Here is a 19025-nt window from a genome sequence, read left to right as displayed (position 1 = left end):
GTTTTTTATTGATAAATTCCTAAGAAGCCACCCTGTTCATTTCATCGGTAGCGCCGCCGGAACGTCTTGGGGCAGCTTTAAAGGTTTTTCCAAAACGCCAGCTAAAAGTAAGGGTAACTACCCGGCTGTCACGCCACAAAGCAAAAAACTCTTTTGCATACTGAAAAGTGGTAAGCCCCTGCATAACCTGTGTATAAAATACATCCCTCGCCGCCAGTTTAAGGGTAGCTTTGTTTTGAAACAACTGTTTGGCAAATGCCATGGAAACCTGCCCGGTAGGGTCAAGTATTTCCTGTATATCATCCATTGCTTTGGTAATATAGTACCCGGACAACTCAGCCGACCAGCCTTTACCCAGCCGGAACTGGTTATTGATATTGAAATTCGCCTGCCTTATGGATGCCTTGTATTCCTTCCACAATACGGTTTCAATCCTTTTGTAGTTGGCAACCACCTCAGCAGTAAGGTTCCACCACGGCAATGGTGTTAACTGTGTGCTTACGCTTAGCCCAATGTTTTGCATTTTGCCCATGTTGCCATCCGTGTAAACAAGAATGTTGTCGTCTTTGGTAAGAAACAGTTGCGAAGCATAATCTTTTATATAGCTGTAACTGATAGCCGTGGTAAGCAATTCCTTAAATGAATGGGACAGCTCAATATTCCACGAGTATTGTGGCAGCAGCATGGTATTGCCTTGCTGGTAAGTGTATTTGTTGATGATAAAAACAAAGGGGTTAAGTTTCTGAAAAGCCGGCCTGTCAATGCGCCTGCCGGCGGTAAGTGTAAAGCGGTGCAGGCTGTCAGCTTCAAAACTCAGCATTGCCGTAGGGAAAAGGCTGCTGTAATTTCTCGAGAAAGCAGAGTCTTTACCCGCAGCCATGTTTTTCTGCGTGGCTTCGTAGTGGGTGGTTTCATAACGCAGGCCCGCCTGGCCATTCCAGCGCCCCCGCTTGTATTCAAGGCTGCTATAAATGGCATGGATATTTTCTGCGTACACAAAGTGGTTGGTCTTGCCTGCATCCGGCAGCCACTCCTCTCCTTCCCGTAAAAAATAATCTGCCTGGTTATCGGTGTTGATAAAAGATGATTTCCACCCGACCGACAATTTATAATGCTCATCAATGCTTGCGGTATAATCAGCCTTGCCGGAAAAGATTTTTATCTCAGATGGTATATCGCCCCTAACAGCTTCCGTATATCCGTTATTCCCGGTAAGCGTGTTCTCAAAGTGCTGGTTGCTGCTAATGCTGTAGCCCAGCCAGTCTACATCGGCAGATATTTCCTGGGCGGCGCTTATGCTGTGGCGCAGGTTAATATTAATGGCCGCATTACGCAGTTGGTTGCGGTTGTTGCTGCGGGTATCAATAACAGAATCCGGTTGTGCTGATTGCCCCAGCCAGTAAGCACTGGCATTGCCATTACTGCGGCGGGCAACATTGGTGCCGGTAAGCGCTAAGCCCAACGTTGTTTTTTTGCTTAAATAGTAATCAAAGCCGGTACGCAACGTATTGTTATTAGAGCTGAAAGTAATGTAGGTGGGTTGCTCCAGCAACGAGGTAATATCGCCGCTTACCGGGTGATAGTAGGTACGCAGCGCATACAAGTCAGTAAAAGCCCGGTTATAATTATTGCTGTAATTAAGAAAAAAGTTAAACAGCCCGTTGCGGTAGTTAAGCAGCAAACTGTTGTTGCTTTTTGGGTAGCGACCCTGACCGTAAGAAAGGTTAAGGTTGCCGTTAAAACCCTGCTGCCTGTTCTTTTTTGTTTTAATGTTTATAACACCGGCGCTACCGGCGGCATCGTATTTGGCCGGCGGAATATCCATCAGTTCCAGCAATTCAACCTGGCTGCTGTTCATACTATTAAGCAGGCTGGCCAGTTCCGCCGCGCCAAGATAGGTAGGTTTGTCGTCAATCAATACCAATACACCCTGCCTACCCTTTAAGCTAATGTTGCCATCACGGTCAACCGAAATGCCCGGCGATTTTTCCAGTACTTCCATTACCGTAGTGCCGGTGTTGGATATGGCAGCATCTACATTAATTACCGTTTTGCCCGCCAGTTGTTGTACCAGTGGTTTACGTGCCGTAACAGTTACATTGCCCAACAGGTTTTCAGATGGCTGCAAAATTACGTTTACCGGTTGCTGGCTGGCCAGCACATAGCCAATGTTATAACTGGTGCGGCTTACGCGCAGCAGGTAACCGGTGTTACCGGCGTACCTGAATACAGCTTTACCCGCGGTATCCGTTAACTGCACTTTCACCAGCGACGAATCTTTCTGTCGCAACAACTCAACGGTGGCATGCGGCAAAGGTTGGTTTTGCGTATCGGTTACGGTAACCACAATATCGCCTGGCTCCGCGGCTATGGCGGTAAAAAAACAACAGATAAACAGCAGCAGGTATAAACAACGTTTTGGCATAACAGGTACAATATAACAAGCGGTTTGCGCAGTTAAACAGGTTTTTATTTTAATGGCAATTGCAAAAGATGAGCAGTGGAAACAAGTTTTCGGGATCGGGCCCAAAAAGCAAATATGAAGTACTTAAACATGTTAGATGTTTGGTATGGATGGACGATGCGGCCCCTTAATGTCTCTGCCGTCGCCATTAGATATTTTTATATGTCGCATCCCTGTCTTTCATCAGCAGCAGCAACAAAAAAGGTAACCATTCAAAATAGGGAATACGCATGATAAGGTAATCCATAACAAGGAACAGAATGAATATTATAGCAAGCCACCTGTCGAACCTGCGGGTGAAAAAGCCTGCTACAAAACACAGCTCGCATACAAAGGCGGCAAAGTACAACAGGTAGCTGACGGCGGGATGGTTGATGAGCCAGAGATACAAGACACTTTGCCAATAGCCAGGCGACAGGTTGATTAACTGGTTGTGCTGGTATAGCAACACCCCGCTCATTTGCCTAATGTTGAAGATGCCGCCCTGTGCAATTTTCCAAACCGCGGCGGATACCAGCAGGTACAGGAAAAAATAACGCAGGCCCTGAAAAAGCAAGGCAAAACCCCGCGGCTTGCGTAACATAAACAGCACCGGAAAAAGCAGCCATGCTACATGACCCTCAACAGAGTTTGTTGGGTACAGTGTGTAACACTGCACGTAGCACCAGTTGACCAGCAGCATCATAAAAGCTGCGGCAGCACAGAGTTTTTCGCTCTTACGTAAGGCGGCCAGCACCAGCAAAGGCATGCTGTAAAAAAGAACATCTGCAACCAGCCAGCCAGCCGGGTTATTCAGCAGCCATTTGTGCAAGCCGGTTTGCATAAATAACCAGGTCACCAAATCCTGCCGGGTATAAAAAAAAGCGGGCTGCAGTTGGTATAGCAACATGCCATTGGCCCATTTGTACAGCATTAACAAATAGAAAATGGCACAGTACCAGGCAAGCAGCTTGTATCTAAACCGGTTGTTCAATGCGTTATCTTTTTATGGAATGAAGCCCTGCTGAAAATATAAACGTCATCGTAAATTTTAAGGGAATCTATGCTGTAACCCAGCCTGCCGGCAAGGAACTGCCTGTACCATTGCATAAAACCGGTTTCCTGTAAATCATTCACATAATTTGTGGAATCTTTCAAACGCAGCAGTCGGCTTATATCGGCATTCCATTGCAGGCTGTTCCACTCCTGCTGTTTGGCAAAAAGGGTTACCGGTTGTATGACTGCATCCCATTGCTGCGGTGTAAAGTCTGAGGGGGATAAACGTTGGCCGTTAACTTCTACCGAGGGAACAATGTAAATACTCTGCGGCTCCATTTTTTCCGAATACATGCCATAGTGATAAACCGGCGAAACCGATACATCCTGCCGCACATTAAAAGTTACCTGCGCAAGGGCAAAAGCAACAATTACTATAAACCAGCCTTTGTGGTATTGGTAGAGTTTTCTTAAGTACATAAAAAATGTCACGCCCGGTGGCGTGACATAGTTACAACAATTTATCATTAAACCCGCTTACAGGTAACTGAGTTTTGTTTGCGGCGTTAACGTAAGCAGTGTTTCATACATAAGCCTGATGGTGTTATCAATATCAGACTTGTGCAGCATTTCAACCGTGGTGTGCATATAACGCAGCGGAATTGAAATTAGTACAGAAGGGCAGCCATCGTTGGCGTAAGCAAAACTGTCTGTATCAGTGCCGGTGCTGCGGCTAAGGCTGCGGAACTGTACCGCAATGTTGCACTTCTCAGCCACTTCTTCCACCAGTTTGAGCAGCTTGTTGTGAATGGCCGGCCCATAAGCCAGCGAAGGCCCTTTGCCACAGGCTATATCACCTTCCACAATCTTGTTAATCATGGGCGTTTGCGTATCATGCGTAACATCTGTAACAATGGCTATGTCCGGTTTAATGCGCCGGGCAATCATTTCCGCGCCACGCAGGCCTATTTCTTCCTGTACGGCATTAACGATGTACAATGCAAAGGGCAGCTTCTTTTTATTTTCTTTCAGCAACCTTGCCACTTCGGCTATCATAAAGCCCCCTACCCTGTTGTCGAAAGCGCGGCCTATGTAATAATCATAAGCAAGTTCGTCAAAGCCTTCTTCATAAGTTACCACAGAGCCAATATGAATGCCCAACTCTTCCACCTCCTTTTTGCTGCGTGCGCCGCAATCTAAAAACAGGTTGTCTACCTTGGGCTGCTGTTCTTTTTGATCAGGGTTGCCCAAACGGGTATGGATAGCCGGCCAACCAAAAACAGCCTTAACCGGGCCCTTTCTTCCATGTATAAATACACGTTTGGCAGGCGCCACCTGGTGGTCAACACCGCCGTTGCGCTTTAAGTAAATGAGCCCCTGGTCGTTAATATAATTTACAAACCAGCTAATCTCATCCGCATGGGCTTCTATAACTACTTTAAATTGTTCTGTGGGGTTCAAAACGCCTACAGCCGTTCCGTAGGGGTCTGTAAAATGTGTGTCAACATAAGGCTTGATATACTCCAGCCACAGTTTCTGGCCGGCACTTTCAAAACCCACCGGAGAGGGGTTGTTGATATATGTTTTCAGAAACGCAAGCGACTCATCTGTAACTATTGATTTCGCAGGTTTGTCCTTCCCTTGTTTTTTCTTGTCTTTTGCCATAACGTTTTCGTTGAAGCGCAAAAGTAAGGATTGTAGAGACGCAATGCATTGTAGAAACGCAAGGCATGTGGAGACGCAACGCATTGCGTCTCTACCTATGTGCCGCCTTTTATTCTATTACCTCGCCTTCCAGGTCGTAATCGTAGGCTTTGGTAATTTTTACCTGTACAAAATCGCCAATGGGCAGCTTTTTGGCAGAATGTATAACCACTTCATTATCTACCTCAACGCTGTCAAATTCTGTGCGGCCAAGGTAGCGGCCGGCTTCTTTTTTATCAATGATAACCTTGTAGGTATTGCCGATCTTTTCAAGGTTTTTCTCATAGCTTATTTCCTGCTGCACTTCCATTACTTCCTGGGCACGGGCCTGCTTTTCGTCAGCCGGCACATCATCCGTTAACTGGTAACCGGAAGTACCTTCTTCGTGGCTGTAGGTAAAAATGCCCACCCTGTCAAACCGCTGGCGCTGAAGAAAGTCTTTCAGCTCTTCCACATCATCTCTTGTTTCACCGGGAAAACCGGCTATCAGCGTCGTGCGCAGGCAAATACCCGGTACTTTATCCCTTATGGCAGCCACAAGTTCTTCCATTTCCGCACGGGTGCTTTGCCTTTTCATGGCTTTCAGCATATTATCGGCGGCATGTTGTAAAGGCATATCAAGGTAATTGCAAATATTAGGGCGTTCCCGCATTACATCCAGCACTTCCAGCGGAAATTTGTTGGGGTAAGCATAATGCAGGCGTATCCATTCAAGGCCTCTTACATCGCTAAGCCTTTTCAGCAAATCTGCCAGCATCCTTTTTTTGTAAATATCAAGGCCGTAATAAGTAAGCTCCTGCGCAATAAGCATTATCTCTTTCACACCTTTCTGCACAAGGCTTTCCGCCTCTTTCACCAATTCTTCTATGGGGCGGCTTATATGCTGGCCACGCATCAACGGTATGGCGCAAAAAGCGCAGGTGCGGTTGCACCCTTCACTTATTTTAAGGTAGGCATAATGTTTTGGTGTGCTTAACATGCGCTCGCCAAGCAGTTCGGCTTTGTAATCCGCATCAAACTGTTTAAGAATAAGTGGCAGTTCAAGGGTGCCAAACCAGGCATCCACTTCGGGTATTTCCGCTTCCAGGTCGCCACGGTAGCGTTCACTCAGGCAGCCCGTAACATATACTTTATCCAGCCGGCCTTTTTTCTTTAGGTCAACCTGGTTTAAAATAGTATTAATGCTTTCTTCTTTGGCCTTATCAATAAATCCGCAGGTGTTTACCACTACAATGTTATGGTCAAGCTTGCCGCTTTCATGCACCACATCTACCTGGTTGGCCTTTAGTTGTCCGCTAAGCACTTCGCTATCCACCAGGTTTTTGCTGCAACCCAGTGTAATAATGTTCACTTTATCTTTTTGTAATGTTCTCGCTTTCATAACAGGGCGCAAAGGTAGCTGTTAGCCATGAATGCAGGCGCATGTAACTATACATTAGCCTAATTTAATAATGTGGCGATTGTATTTTTTTTATTGAAAACCCCTACATTTGCACCCCGCACAAAAAATTGCGGGCCAAAACGCGGATGTGGCGAAATTGGCAGACGCACTAGACTTAGGATCTAGCGCCGTAAGGCATGTAGGTTCGACCCCTATCATCCGCACTAGAAGAGGAGGCTGTAAAGCTTCCTCTTTTTTTATTCCTGCATCAACAAACCCGCAGGCGCTACGCACCTGGCAAGGTGTTTTTAAATACCAGCGACATATTTTCATGGCGGCCCAGTTGCGTCGCAATCCGTTCATCGGCTGGTCTTTCATGGCGGCTTTTAAGCGAGGCATGTTGACCCAGGTGGTATATAATACTCTCCCGCGATAATTGCTGCATAGCGAATCCAGCCGCACAAGAGTGCGACGCAACGAAAGTTTAATGCATGTTCCTCTGCCGGGCCCATAAAAATTGTTGTTTTTATCTGCTTCAAACTATCCAGCCACCGCAAACCAACAGCCCATTTACTTTTTACCCGGGTATGCTTTTATTAAAGCCTCTGCTTCCTTCGCGGGCAAATGATGGGCGAAAAAAACATACCGGATGCTGTTAAGGCAAAACAGAATGTTTTATTGTAGCCATGTAAAAAATCTTATCGCAACGCACATAAAAAAGCCCGGCAAAACTGCCGGGCTGTTCTATTCAAAACATCTATACACCCTAATGAATGGTTTTGGCAACCTTTTTTACCTGCACATCAGTAAAGACTGCTTTGCCGTTTTCACTAAACAATTCCACGCCGCCATCCTGTTGTTTGGGAAAAACAAGGTCTGTTAATACATAAACCCCATCATTCACAAAAAGCTCTACCACGCTCTTATCAATCAACAACCTGAATTTCACTTTTCCATCACCGGCATTCACCTTTACCGTATCCACACTGGCGAACACCTTGCTAAAGCTGGTATCGCCGCTTTTTGTGCGGTCTATAGCCACGGTTTGTGTAGCGCTGTTGTAATACACGGCTGTTTCTTCATCGCCGCTTTTAAATACTTTTATGCCCGCTGTGCCGCCTGTGCCGGGCTGGAGTGTAAAAGAAATATCCAGCGATGTGCCTTTTGCGGAATCAAGCACCTTAACGCCATTCTCAACTTCAACACCGGCAACAGCATAAAGCAACTCTTCGTGCTTTTCTATTTCCTTTACGGGCTGCTGTACCAATCTTATACCCTCAGCGGTTTTGCGCAGACTTAAAACCCTGGGCACACCGTACAAGCCCCTGAAACCTTTGGTGGGTATATCGTTGGCATAGTTCCAGCAGTTGGCCCAGCCAATCATAATCTTTCGGCCATCCGCCGCGGGTATATCTTTATAGGTAATACCGGCGTAATAGTCTTTGCCATAGTCCAGGTACAACGGGTAGTTAACCTGGTCGGCAATAAACTTCTCTCCGTCAAAACTGCCGGTAAAATATTGCATGGCTAAAAAGTCCTTTTGCGGGTGCCCGGCTGATAAGGTAATCACCCATTTCTTTTCGCCGGTGCCTTCTACAGGTAATTCGAACAGGTCCGGGCATTCCCATATTTTGGATGTATTGCCTATGCCGCCAAACTCACTCAATTTTTTCCAGTCTTTTAAGTTGGAAGATGAGTAGAAGTAAACCTTGTATTCATCGGGTTTGCACACAATCATTATCCAGGCTTTTTTAGGCGCATACCAGAATACCTGCGGGTCGCGGAAATCTTTGGCTTTAATATCCAGTACCGGGTTGTTCCTGTATTTCGTCCATGTAACGCCTTCATCCAGGCTGTAGGCAAGGCTTTGGTGCTGTGCAATACCAGTACCCTTATTATCAACGTGCGAAGTATAGATGGCTACCAGCGGTACCTGGCCCTGCTTTTCAGCAAAGCCGGAAGTGTTGAAGCTATCCACTACAGCGCACCCGCTGAATATCATGGTAGCAGTACTGTCTGCATGTATATCTTCCTGTATAGCTACGGGCAATTGCTGCCAGTTAAACAAATCTGTACTGGTGGCATGTGCCCAGCTCATGTGCCCCCACCTGTTGCCAAATGGGTTGTATTGCGCAAACAGGTGAAATTTGCCGTTGGCATACACTAATCCGTTAGGATCATTAATCCAGTTGGAGTCTGTGGTGAAATGAAACAGTGGCCGGTATGTTACGGTACTGTCGGCTGATGCTGCCGCAGTTTCCTTCACGGTATTATCACATGCGGTTGTTGATAGCATAAGGAAGAGGATAGTTGAGATGGATAGATATTTCATGAAGATTTTTTTTGAAATAGTGACCCTTGAATTAATTACTAATTTATTTCAGACAGCGCTTCTTTTTTAGCTGCAATGCTCAAGCCGCATGGCTTCGTACTTGCAACGGCACTATATCGGCTTCTTTGCTCCGATAACGCTGCGCTATCGGAGCAATTCCACCTTACGGTGGAACCGAACCCGATAAGGTGCCTTATGCAAGTACTGGTGAAAACGTACGAGGTAATGAACCCCTAAAAACTTTCCAATTTATTTTCAACTTTATATCCTGAAGAAAGCACAATAGTTATGCATATTGTCCCTGTAATGTTTCATAATCCAGGAAAGCAGCTCGAAACTCAAGGCTCAAAGCTCTCAGCTTCCCTCCTACCAAATACTCTTCAGCGCATACACATCCAGGTTGTTCACTTTTACGGTGCCGCCGGTTGCAGTTAGCGAATAGCTCTGGTTGGCGGCTTCCAGGTTTTTGTTGATAGGCATAAACATCAGGCCGTCGTTGGCAAAAAGCTCCACACCGGTGCGGTCAACATAAATGATGAGTTTAAGCTTACCATCCTGCAAAGCTGCAGGCGCGGTAACGCCATCTATAGTTAGCTGCTGTTTGGCAACATCATACACAACCGGTAACCCACGTAATGTAAAGGTTATTGTTGCCGCCTTGCCCGGCTCCAGTTCTGTGCGTATTTCTGCGAGTTCTGAATTGATACTTTCCAGCGGATTTTTGCCGCCTTCTTTCAGCTTCAGCTTGCCCAGGTTGTAGGTTTTGTCGCGTAGTTGTTCCAGTTCTTTTATGGGCAGGCGGGTAAGCCTTATGCCTTCCGGCGTGGTTACCAGTTTATGTTCCAGCGGTATGCTCATGCCCTGGTTAAAAGTCATATCATCTTTATCTGTATGGGTACGCCACCAGCCTATTTCAATACGACGGCCCTCAGGCTGGTTGTTGAATGTTTGCGCTGCATAAAAATCACGGCCCCGCTGGTTACTTAATCTTTCCGCTTCGGGTGTAAAGGTTTTTCCGTCAAAGCTGCCGATGGCGTAATCACTGTTGGCAGCCGTAAGCAACCATTTTTTGTTAGCCGGGTTACCATCTACGGGCAATTCATAAAATTCGGGACATTCGAACAGGTAACGGTCATCACCAATGCCGCCGTTCAGGCTGCTGGTTTTTGTCCAGTTCTTCAAGTCTGGCGATGTAAGAAACTGCATACTGTGCTGGCCTCCATCCCTTTCTACATACAATACCATTACCCATTGTTTGGTGGGTGCGTGCCATATCACTTTAGGGTCGCGGTTATCTTTGTTAATACGTGGTACGGCAGCTTTATCCAGTTTGTGAAAGGTGCGGCCATCGGTAGTGTAAGCCATTGCCTGCGCCCAGCTACGTGCCCCGGTAAAGAACATTATCATAGCGGGCTTACCCGGCTCTCCCAACCCACTGGTGTTAAAAGAATCAACAATGGCGCTGCCGCTAAACATAGGCCCAAACTTATCCGGGTGCAGTGCATCGCCAACTTCCGTCCAGTGTATCATGTCTTTGCTCACGGCATGCCCCCAGGTCATGTTGCCCCAGCCACGGCCATACGGGTTATGCTGAAAGAACAAGTGGTATTCGCCATTAAAATATGCCATTCCATTGGGGTCGTTGGTCCAGCCACGCTTGGGCGAAAAATGAAACTGGGCCCTTAGTTTTTCTTTGTACACTTCTCCGGCATTTTTGTCTTCATCGCTTTGTGCAATCGGGGCAAATGCCTTCGAGTCAACGGGCAGTTTATCCACCCGCAGTTCCACCGGTTTTCCCTTCCATTCACTTATGTCCAGGTAAGCATACCAGTCAGGCTTATCGTCTGCCAGTTCCATATCAAAAAAACGAACGTTGTCCCCATCCGCCCAAAGTTCAATATTGCGTTTAGGCGCTCCATTCTTTACGGGCAGCACCAGGTACTTTTTTTCCGGTGTAAAATAGGTAGCCAGGTTGCGTAGCTTTTGTTCGCCACTTTGCGCAACAGCGGCTGTAATAACAGATGCACTCAATAAAATGGTTAGCAATCTTTTCTTCATGGTTATATTATTAACGGTTCAAGATAAGCCTTACCCTGCAAACCGGCAGCGGTGGAGCGCCGGTTTTACGACGCTTCCTTTTTCAGCCTACGGGTATGGCGAATATTTTTTTGGATACGGGCTTTTGTTTTTCATGGAATCGTCCCTTGCGTCGCAATCACTTCATCGTTCGGTTCATTGGGCAGCTTTTCAGACCCGGATAGATATGTTTCCGGCACCTTCGGTGGCAGAAACAAAAGCAGCTTTTCAGACCCCCTTATCCCCCATCGCCGGAGGCGATAGAATAGCTATGCGAAGCGAAGACGCTTCGCATAGCCGTTCACTACTAAAAACCCGGGTTTTGCTCATACAATCCTTTTGTAAAATCAATTTCACGTTGCGGAATCGGCAGGTATTCATCCCTTCCTTTGGTAAAGAACGCGTTTTGCAAATAGGCCCTTCTTGTTTTTTCTTTGGCCAGGTAAGCGTTCAGTGTTTCCGCTGCTACGCCCCAGCGTACCAAATCGAAGAAGCGGGGGCTTTCGGTAGCAAATTCCAACCTCCTCTCCCATTGCAGGGCGGTTAATGCATTGGCCTGGTTCCAGGTAATATTTACGCCATCCTGGTATTCTGAAATGCGGTAGTTGGATGGGTCTGTGCCATCTTTCTTTTTGGTGCGGCCGGTACTGTTTTTGGCCCTTGTTCTTACCTGGTTAATCAGTGGCAAGGCTTCATTTTGCCTGCCCAGTTGTATCAGTGCCTCTGCCTTCCACAGCAGCACATCGGCATAGCGTATAATGTCAATATTTTTAGAAGAACCATAGAACGGGCCCACTTTTACAAAGCAGGCGCAGGTGGCAGCCTGCTGCTCTTTCATATTACCAAAACCGCCATACAGTGCAGGTACACGCTCCCAGCTATGATCATAAGGTATGTCAGGCTGGTATTTAAAAGGGTGACCTTCTACACCTACGGTATGGTCAAGCCTTGGGTCAACGCCGTTGGTAAAGAAATCATTGGGATTTACCATCGGCACGTCGTTAAAGCTGGTGAACATGGGCACGCCTTTCGCATCTGTTTTAAAAGCATTTACCATATTTTGAGAAGGCAGGTGAAACCAGCAGCAACCGTATTGAGGCGCCAGGCTGTAGTTAAGGCTGGTAGCCATGCTCAACCTGCCTATGGAAGTACCGTCGTTTACAGAAAACTGTACGGCAAATACAGATTCAGGGCCATTGTCATAGCCATCCAGGAAATTTTCGGCAAAATCAGGCTGCAGTGCATATTTGCCGGAATTAATTACTTCGGTGGTAAGGTTTACCACTTCGTTCAGTTTGGCGGCGTCTATGCCTGTTACGTTGTGGTTTTCATCCTGCGGGTATGCCTGGTACAGTTTTACCTTGGCCAGGTATGCCTTGGCGGAAAGTTTGTTGGCCCTGCCGACTTCCGGCTGTGTTTCTGGCAGATTATCGGCCGCAAACTGAAAATCGCCGGCAATCTTCTCCCACAATTCGGCGTTGGTTAATGCCCTGTTGGATACTTCCTTTATCTGGTCGTCGGTAAGGGTTTCATCAATATAAGGCGGGTAGTTGAACAGTACTTTCAATATAAAATACATGTGGCCACGCAGAAAACGCATTTCGCCCTGGCGGATGGCCTTGTTGGGAAAGTCTGACTCATTCAGGCTATTGAGCACTTTTAAGGCAAAGTTGGCCCGGGATATAGCCTGGAAGGCATTTTGCCAGGTAGCGGGGGCAAGGTCATTATTAGACGCCTGTGTAAGGTTATATTGTTCGTAAGTGTTAAGGGCGCCTACATCATCCACGCTGCCGCCACCTTTGTAGGCGTCATCGGAGCGTACGCTTCCGTACATCCACATGCTGGTGATGGGGTTCCACCAAAAATCGTTGCCAATGGCGGCATAGGCTGCCGTTACCAGCCCGTCAACACTGCCCGGGGTGGAGACATCTGCTTCTGTCAAGGTTCCGTTGGGCTGAACCTCCAGGAAATTTTTGCTGCAGGAAAAGAGCAGCACCGCAGCGAATAAAGTGAAGAAAATATTTTTCATAAAGAAAGTTTTTAGAATTGGTGTGATGATTTGGCAGGTTAAGTATTTATGAGACCGGCGGCCCAATGCTGCATAGCGGACAAAGCGTACAAGTGAGTGACACAACGAAAGCCTGATAGTAGCAATCCTGCCGGGCCCATAAACATTCTTTGCATTAACCTGTATAATCATACTGTTTAGTTGAATGTGATGTTTACACCGAAAGTGAAAGATGTGGGCACCGGCACAAAGTCAAGGTTAGACACTTCGGGGTCTTTGCCCTGGTATTTTTTGCTCTTTATCCAGAACAGGTTTTCGCCCATAAAGAACAACCTTAGCTGGCTCATATGCAGGCGGCTGATGGCGCTTGCCGGAGCGTTGTAACCCAACTGCATGTTCCTGAGTTTGAAATAGGAAGTGTTGATGAAAAAGTAGTCGGAAGTTTTGCCTTCTGTATTGGCATCTACCTGTGTAAGCATCGGTATGGTAGAACTGGTGTTTTGCGGCGTCCAGGCATCAAACACACCGGGACCAACATTCTCTCTAACCCTGATAAAATTGTTGAAAAGGATGTATGGGTCTAAGCCATACCTGCCTGTAACACCGGAGCCAAAAATGGAGAAGTCAAAATTTTTGTAAGAAAGGTCAACACGCAGGCCATACTCGTAGGCTGGCAAAATAGTACCGAGCCAATCCTGGTCAAAAGAGTTTATTTCGCCATCGTTGTTCAGGTCAACATACCGTATGCGGCCCACGCCTTTGCCCACCTGGTTGGCATGTGCGTCCACCTCTGCCTGCGACTGGAAAATACCCGCAGTACGATAGCCAAAGATGGAAAGCTCTGAATGGCCGAGTATGTTCTTTTCTGCATTGCCGGGGTAGGCCGTACGTACTTCTTCGGGCAGTTCGGTAATCTTATCGCGGAAACGGGCCAGGTTAGCCTGTATGGTATAGGAAAAACCGGTAGGCCTGCTTTGGCGGTACCCGAGGATGAATTCAAAACCTTTGTTTTGTTTGGTAGCGCCGTTCACCCATTTAAGCCTGCCCTCTCCCACTGCTGAAGCCAGCGGCGGCTGAATAAGTATGTCGGTTGTTTTGCGGCTGAAGTAATCGAAAGAACCAAACAGTTTTTCGTTCATAAAGCCAAAGTCAACACCGAGATTTATTTCTTCCGTTGTTTCCCACTTAAGCGCCGGGTTGGCAGCCTGTATGGATACAAAGCCGGAAGGCAGGCTGCCCGTATTTACACCGGCAAGGTCGTAGGCCGTACCAACATTAAGCCACTGGCCGGGAAAGCCAACGCCGTTATTATACAGTGTACCATACCGTGGCTGAAAAAGGCCGAAAGAAGCGAAGTCGCCAATATCCTGGTTGCCCACTCTTCCCACGCCGGCCCTTAGTTTAAGGCTGGAGAACGCTTTGGCGTTGCGCATAAAACTTTCATTGATAATGTTCCAGCCCAGGTTGGCGGCCGGGAAGAAACCATACCTGTTATCTGCACCAAAACGCGATGAACCATCCCTTCTTAATGTTACAGAAGCCAGGTATTTATTGGCATAAGAATAACCTATTTTACCAAACTGAGAATACAGCCTGCTGCTGCTGGCACGGCCAAAATTGGTGCTGCGGCCAGAGCCTGCATCCAGGTTAAAAAAGTCTTCTGTTTGCTGGGCAAAATTTTCGCGGTAGGCGCCAAAAGCTTCTGTTTTTTGCCGTACAGCTTCCACACCTGCCAGCATGGTAATTCTGTGCTGGCCGAGTTCCAGCAGGTAGTTTAATGTGTTTGACCACGTGAGGCTGAGGAAATTATCTGTGCTGCGGGAGAGGCTGTTAACAGAGCGGCCCAAAAAGCCTTCCTGGAATGAAAGCTGTATGTCTTTTGCCAGCGAAGTAGCGTATTCTACACCAAAAGTGGTGCGGAAGTTCAGGTGTTTAATGATTTCGAAATCTGCATATACATTACCAAAAGCAAAAGTGCGGTTGCGGTTATCCCACCTGTTCAGCCACTGCATGTTCACGGGGTTATTACGGTCGGAATAACCTGCGCCTGCCGGGCCTGCATATTTGCCATCTTTGGTAAACACCGGTATGGTGGGTGCCAGCGTAATAGCCAGTGATGGTGTGGGGGCGCCGCCGAGGTCTGTTGTCGGCAGGCGCTCGTCTGAGCTGGCAAACTGGCTGTTCATACCAAACTTGAGCCTGCCGTTGTAAAACTGCGTGGCGGCATTAAGGCGGGCACTGTAGCGCCTGTAACCAGTATATTTCATTACGCCTGCATTGTTAAAATAACCGAGGCTCATCAGCAAAGAGCTGGCTTTTGTGCCGCCGCTGATGGTTACTTCATTATTGCTTACCATGGCGGCATCGTACACTTCATCCTGCCAGTCGGTATTGCCTACCGGCACATTTTGATCGCCGCCAACAAAAGGTTGAATATTTACCTTACTCAAAACGGGTTTATCATAATCTCCATTCCAGTCATACTGGTAAATACTTGAAAGAGCGGTATTGGGGTCTGTGCGGTCGTTAACAGCAGCCTGCCATAAAGCCCTGCCCCTGTCTTCGGCGTTAAGCATGGTTAGTTTTTGAGGGGTAACACTCTGGCGGGTAAGGCTTGAGTTTACCTGTACGTTTAGTTTACCGCCGGGGTTATTGCTGCCATTGCGGGTGGTTACAATGATAACGCCGTTGGATGCCCGGGAGCCATAGATAGAGGCTGCGGAAGCGTCTTTCAATATCTGTACAGATTCTATTGCGCCGCCCGTCAGCGACTGGAATACCTGCGGCCTTTTGGTAGGTACGCCATCTATTATGTAAAGGGGGTCTGTATTGCCCAGGGTGTTTACGCCGCGAATTACAATCCGGCTGTTTTCGCCGCTGGGAGTACCGTTCTTTTCTATATAAAGCCCCGGCACCCTGCCCTGCAAAGCCTGCATGGGGTTGCCGGATGAATTATTCTTAACCGGTTTCATATCCACCACCGCAACGGCCCCTATAACATCTACTTTACGTTGCGTTTGGTAGCCGGTAACTACAATCTGGGTAAGGTCGTTAGCGCCTGCTTCCAGCGCTATGGTTATTTGCCCTGAAGCGGGTACGGTGGCTGTGAACGGCTGCATGCCAACGTAGGAAAAATTAAGCGTCTCTCCTACATCGGCGGTAATGCTGAAACGCCCGCTGCTGTCCGTGGTAACAATCTCCTTTTTCGATTGCACGCTTACACCGGAGAGCGGCGCAGAAGAGCTTTTATCTGTAACCCTGCCGGTTACTCTTCTTTGCTGGGCAAACCCTGCTGTTACGAGAAGTACAGCAAGCATGGTAAACAATCTTCGCATGGCTGTTGATTTAATTGTTATGGTTGTTTGTTTCGGTTATGAAAACTTGTGAAAGGTTAGAAAGGGAGTACTCAGGACAGCCGCCCCTGCACGAAGCCACGTAGGCACCCATGCGGCTGGCAAAATCAAGCGCATCATCAGGTAAGGCGCCATCTATAACTGAGGAAAGAAAACCGGCCAGGAAGGCGTCGCCGCTGCCAACAGTATCTACCACCTCTACTTTGTAGCCTGGATGGTTGTAGAAAGAACCGTTGTACAACAGCACTGCACCATCGCCGCCTTTGGTTACCAGCAGGGTATCCAGTGCAAACCTTTCGGCCAGCAGGCTTATGCGTTCTTCATCGTTTTTGTAGTTGCTGAACCAGCCTGTGATGAGGTGCAGTTCGGCAAGGTTCATTTTAAGTATGTCAGCTCTTTTCAGCAGCTCTTCCACAATTTTTTTGTTGTAGTGCGGTGGCCGCAGGTTAATGTCCAGCACTTTTACAGGCGCTTCATCAAGGCATTGCAGCAGCGTTTGGCGAGATTGTTTGCAACGTGTTGCCAGGCTGCCAAAAACAAAGTACCGGGCGCCGGAAAGCAGGCTGGTAAAGCTGTCGTCCCAGGCAATAAAATCCCAGGCAACGGGTTTTACAATATCGTAATGCACTTCATTGTTTTCACGGATTTCAGCGTACACTTTGCCGGTGCTTTTTTCATCATCCGCCTGAAAATAGTCTGTGTTCATGCCCCGGTTTTCAAATGCCTGCACCAGTTCTTTGCCCAGGTCATCCAGGCCAATGCGGGAAATAATGGCTGGGTTTTTACCCAGTTTATTCAGGTGGTACGCCACATTCATAGGGGCGCCGCCGGGCATTTTTCCGGCAGGGAGTATGTCCCATAAGGTTTCGCCGAAGCAAACCACAGGGTGTTGATGTTCATTTTCCTGCATAATCAGGTTAGTTTGATGGTTAAATATTTGTGCGTGTATAATGTTAGTTCTTTTCCCTCCCGCCATTTACCACTACCCACCCGCCTTTTTATGGTACCAGCGATAGCCTTTCATGGTATCATCGTTGCGTCGCAATCCGTTCATCGTCCGGTTCTTTGGGCGACTTTTCAGCCCCAGGTTGAGAATATCGAACAAGGAACAAGGAATTTTGAATGAAGAATGAAAAGCCCCCACTCACGAAAAAAATATCGAGCAAGGAACAAGGAATGATGAATGTAGAATGCCCCCACTCACTACTCACTATTCACCACTCACCCTAATGCATTACCAGCGCCGTTTCTATCTGTTCCAGCGACTGGCCCTTTGTTTCAGGCATCATCTTCCACACAAACAGCAACTGCAGCAACATCATAATGGAAAAGAAAAGGAAGGTGATACCGCCGCCCAGCTTTTCAGCCAGAGCGGGAAAAATGAAAGCAATAGCCGCGGCCATTACCCAATGCGTTACACTGCCCAGCGTTTGGCCCTTGGCCCGTATCTGGTTGGGGAAAATTTCAGAGATAAATACCCAGATGACAGCACCCTGGGAGAAAGCAAAAAAAGCGATGTACACCAGCAGGCATACCACCACTGTATAGCTGCCAAAATCTTCTATAAAAAACGCCCTTGCAACAAGGCCCAGGGAAACGATGAGCCCTACGGAGCCGATAAGCATCAGGGTTTTTCTCCCCACCTTATCTATAAAATTGATAGCGAGGAGCGTAAAGGAAAAATTTACCAGCCCAATGCCCGCTGTTGAAAGCAACGATGCTTTGGCGCCCAGGCCAGTCATTTCGAAAATGCGGGGAGCATAATAAATGATGGCGTTGATGCCAGACACCTGGTTAAACACGGCAAACAATACCGCCAGCATTACAGGAAACCGGTATTTGCGCTGGAACAGGCTTTCCTTCACATGCCTTTCGGCGTCTTTTTCATGCCCGCTGATGATGGTAGCGTAATCTTTCTCGTACTCCTCCGGGTTTATGATTTTCAGTATGGCTTTGGCTTCTTCAAACCTGCCCTGTTTTAAAATAAGCCAGCGGGGCGTTTCCGGCACCAGCCTTACCAATACCAGGAAAATAAGAGAAGGTATGGCCTGTACACCTAACATCAGCCGCCAGGATGCTTCAGCCACGCTGCCGATAATGTAATTGGAGAGATAAGAAACCAATATGCCGAACACCACGTTAAACTGGAAGAGCGCTACGAGGCTGCCCCGTTTGCCGGCAGGTGCAATCTCTGATATGTAAACTGGCGCTGTAACCGATGAAGCCCCCACGCCAATACCGCCTGCAAAACGAAAGAAGAGGAAAATATACCAGTTGGTGGACATTGCCGTTCCTATAGAAGACAGCAGGTACAGAACAGCAATAAGCAGGAGTGTTTTTTTACGGCCCAACGCATCGGAAGGTATGCTTCCCGTTAAGGCGCCGATGATGGTACCGATCAGCGCAATGGAAATAGTAAGCCCGTGTTCAAAGGCGTTTAATTGCCAATACTGCTGAATAGATCTTTCTGCCCCGGATATAACAGCGGTATCAAAGCCGAACAAGAAACCGCCCATTGCAACCGTAAGAGACCAGGTGATTACCTTTTTATTTTTCATATCGCAAGCTTTCGGAGAGCAATTTAGCAGCGGTGGCAGGCGAAAGCCTTTTGTAATTGTATCAATTGCTTTTGAACGGGTCTCTTTGGTTAAAAAAATCCTAAACGGTTGTTTTTCAGTTAATTATTTTTTAAGAACCTTTCACTAATCCATGCCTTATTTAGATTTTGTACC

Annotated in this window: 11 protein-coding genes and 1 tRNA gene; 1 reads left to right on the top strand and 11 read right to left on the bottom strand. The window is 47.4% G+C overall.

Features of this window, described 5'->3' with window-relative positions; all coding sequences use genetic code 11:
- Nucleotides 1–19 precede the first annotated feature (19 nt).
- The 5 genes from F0364_RS24610 to rimO form a co-directional block, all read right to left on the bottom strand.
- A complete protein-coding gene (locus F0364_RS24610; protein WP_153800474.1) occupies nt 20–2425 on the bottom strand; it encodes an outer membrane beta-barrel protein in 2406 nt (801 codons plus the stop codon).
- A 187-nt stretch (nt 2426–2612) separates the two neighbouring features.
- The gene (locus tag F0364_RS24605; RefSeq protein WP_153800473.1) at nt 2613–3437 is read right to left on the bottom strand and encodes a hypothetical protein; all 825 of its coding nucleotides are present in this window, start codon (nt 3435–3437) and stop codon (nt 2613–2615) included.
- Complete coding sequence (locus F0364_RS24600) at nt 3434–3919, bottom strand: hypothetical protein (RefSeq protein ID WP_153800472.1); 486 nt, start codon at nt 3917–3919, stop codon at nt 3434–3436. Before F0364_RS24600 ends, F0364_RS24605 begins: the two co-directional genes overlap by 4 nt.
- Before the next feature lie 57 nt (nt 3920–3976).
- Nucleotides 3977–5104: a M42 family metallopeptidase gene (locus F0364_RS24595; protein WP_153800471.1), complete on the bottom strand. Its 1128-nt coding sequence runs from the start codon at nt 5102–5104 to the stop codon at nt 3977–3979.
- A 109-nt stretch (nt 5105–5213) separates the two neighbouring features.
- On the bottom strand, nt 5214–6524 hold the full coding sequence (rimO, locus tag F0364_RS24590) for a 30S ribosomal protein S12 methylthiotransferase RimO (protein ID WP_153800470.1): 1311 nt from the start codon (nt 6522–6524) through the stop codon (nt 5214–5216).
- A gap of 142 nt (nt 6525–6666) precedes the next feature.
- Here rimO and F0364_RS24585 point away from each other — a divergent pair.
- Nucleotides 6667–6748: transfer RNA gene (locus F0364_RS24585), tRNA-Leu, on the top strand.
- Nucleotides 6749–7290: 542 nt separating this feature from the next.
- On the opposite strand, the gene F0364_RS24580 is transcribed toward F0364_RS24585, so the two are convergent.
- The 6 genes from F0364_RS24580 to F0364_RS24555 all read right to left on the bottom strand — a co-directional run bounded on the left by F0364_RS24580 (nt 7291) and on the right by F0364_RS24555 (nt 18851).
- Nucleotides 7291–8856, bottom strand: coding sequence for a glycoside hydrolase family 32 protein (locus tag F0364_RS24580; RefSeq protein WP_153800469.1), 1566 nt, complete (start codon nt 8854–8856; stop codon nt 7291–7293).
- Nucleotides 8857–9222: 366 nt separating this feature from the next.
- Nucleotides 9223–10914 carry a glycoside hydrolase family 32 protein gene (locus F0364_RS24575; RefSeq protein WP_153800468.1) on the bottom strand — a complete coding sequence of 564 codons (1692 nt, stop codon included), beginning with the start codon at nt 10912–10914 and terminating at the stop codon, nt 9223–9225.
- A gap of 325 nt (nt 10915–11239) precedes the next feature.
- On the bottom strand, nt 11240–12961 hold the full coding sequence (locus F0364_RS24570; RefSeq protein WP_153800467.1) for a RagB/SusD family nutrient uptake outer membrane protein: 1722 nt from the start codon (nt 12959–12961) through the stop codon (nt 11240–11242).
- Nucleotides 12962–13137: 176 nt separating this feature from the next.
- Entirely contained in the window at nt 13138–16275 is a 3138-nt protein-coding gene (locus F0364_RS24565; protein ID WP_153800466.1) for a SusC/RagA family TonB-linked outer membrane protein, read from the bottom strand.
- A gap of 10 nt (nt 16276–16285) precedes the next feature.
- Nucleotides 16286–17203 carry a carbohydrate kinase family protein gene (locus F0364_RS24560; RefSeq protein ID WP_153800465.1) on the bottom strand — a complete coding sequence of 306 codons (918 nt, stop codon included), beginning with the start codon at nt 17201–17203 and terminating at the stop codon, nt 16286–16288.
- Between the two features lie 316 nt (nt 17204–17519).
- On the bottom strand, nt 17520–18851 hold the full coding sequence (locus F0364_RS24555; RefSeq protein WP_153800464.1) for a sugar porter family MFS transporter: 1332 nt from the start codon (nt 18849–18851) through the stop codon (nt 17520–17522).
- Nucleotides 18852–19025: the final 174 nt, after the last annotated feature.

The sequence above is a fragment of the Foetidibacter luteolus genome (assembly GCF_009650435.1).
Lineage (GTDB): Bacteria > Bacteroidota > Bacteroidia > Chitinophagales > Chitinophagaceae > Foetidibacter > Foetidibacter luteolus.
Note: the sequence above shows the minus strand (reverse complement) of the source record. Positions and strands in the feature narration are given on the sequence as shown.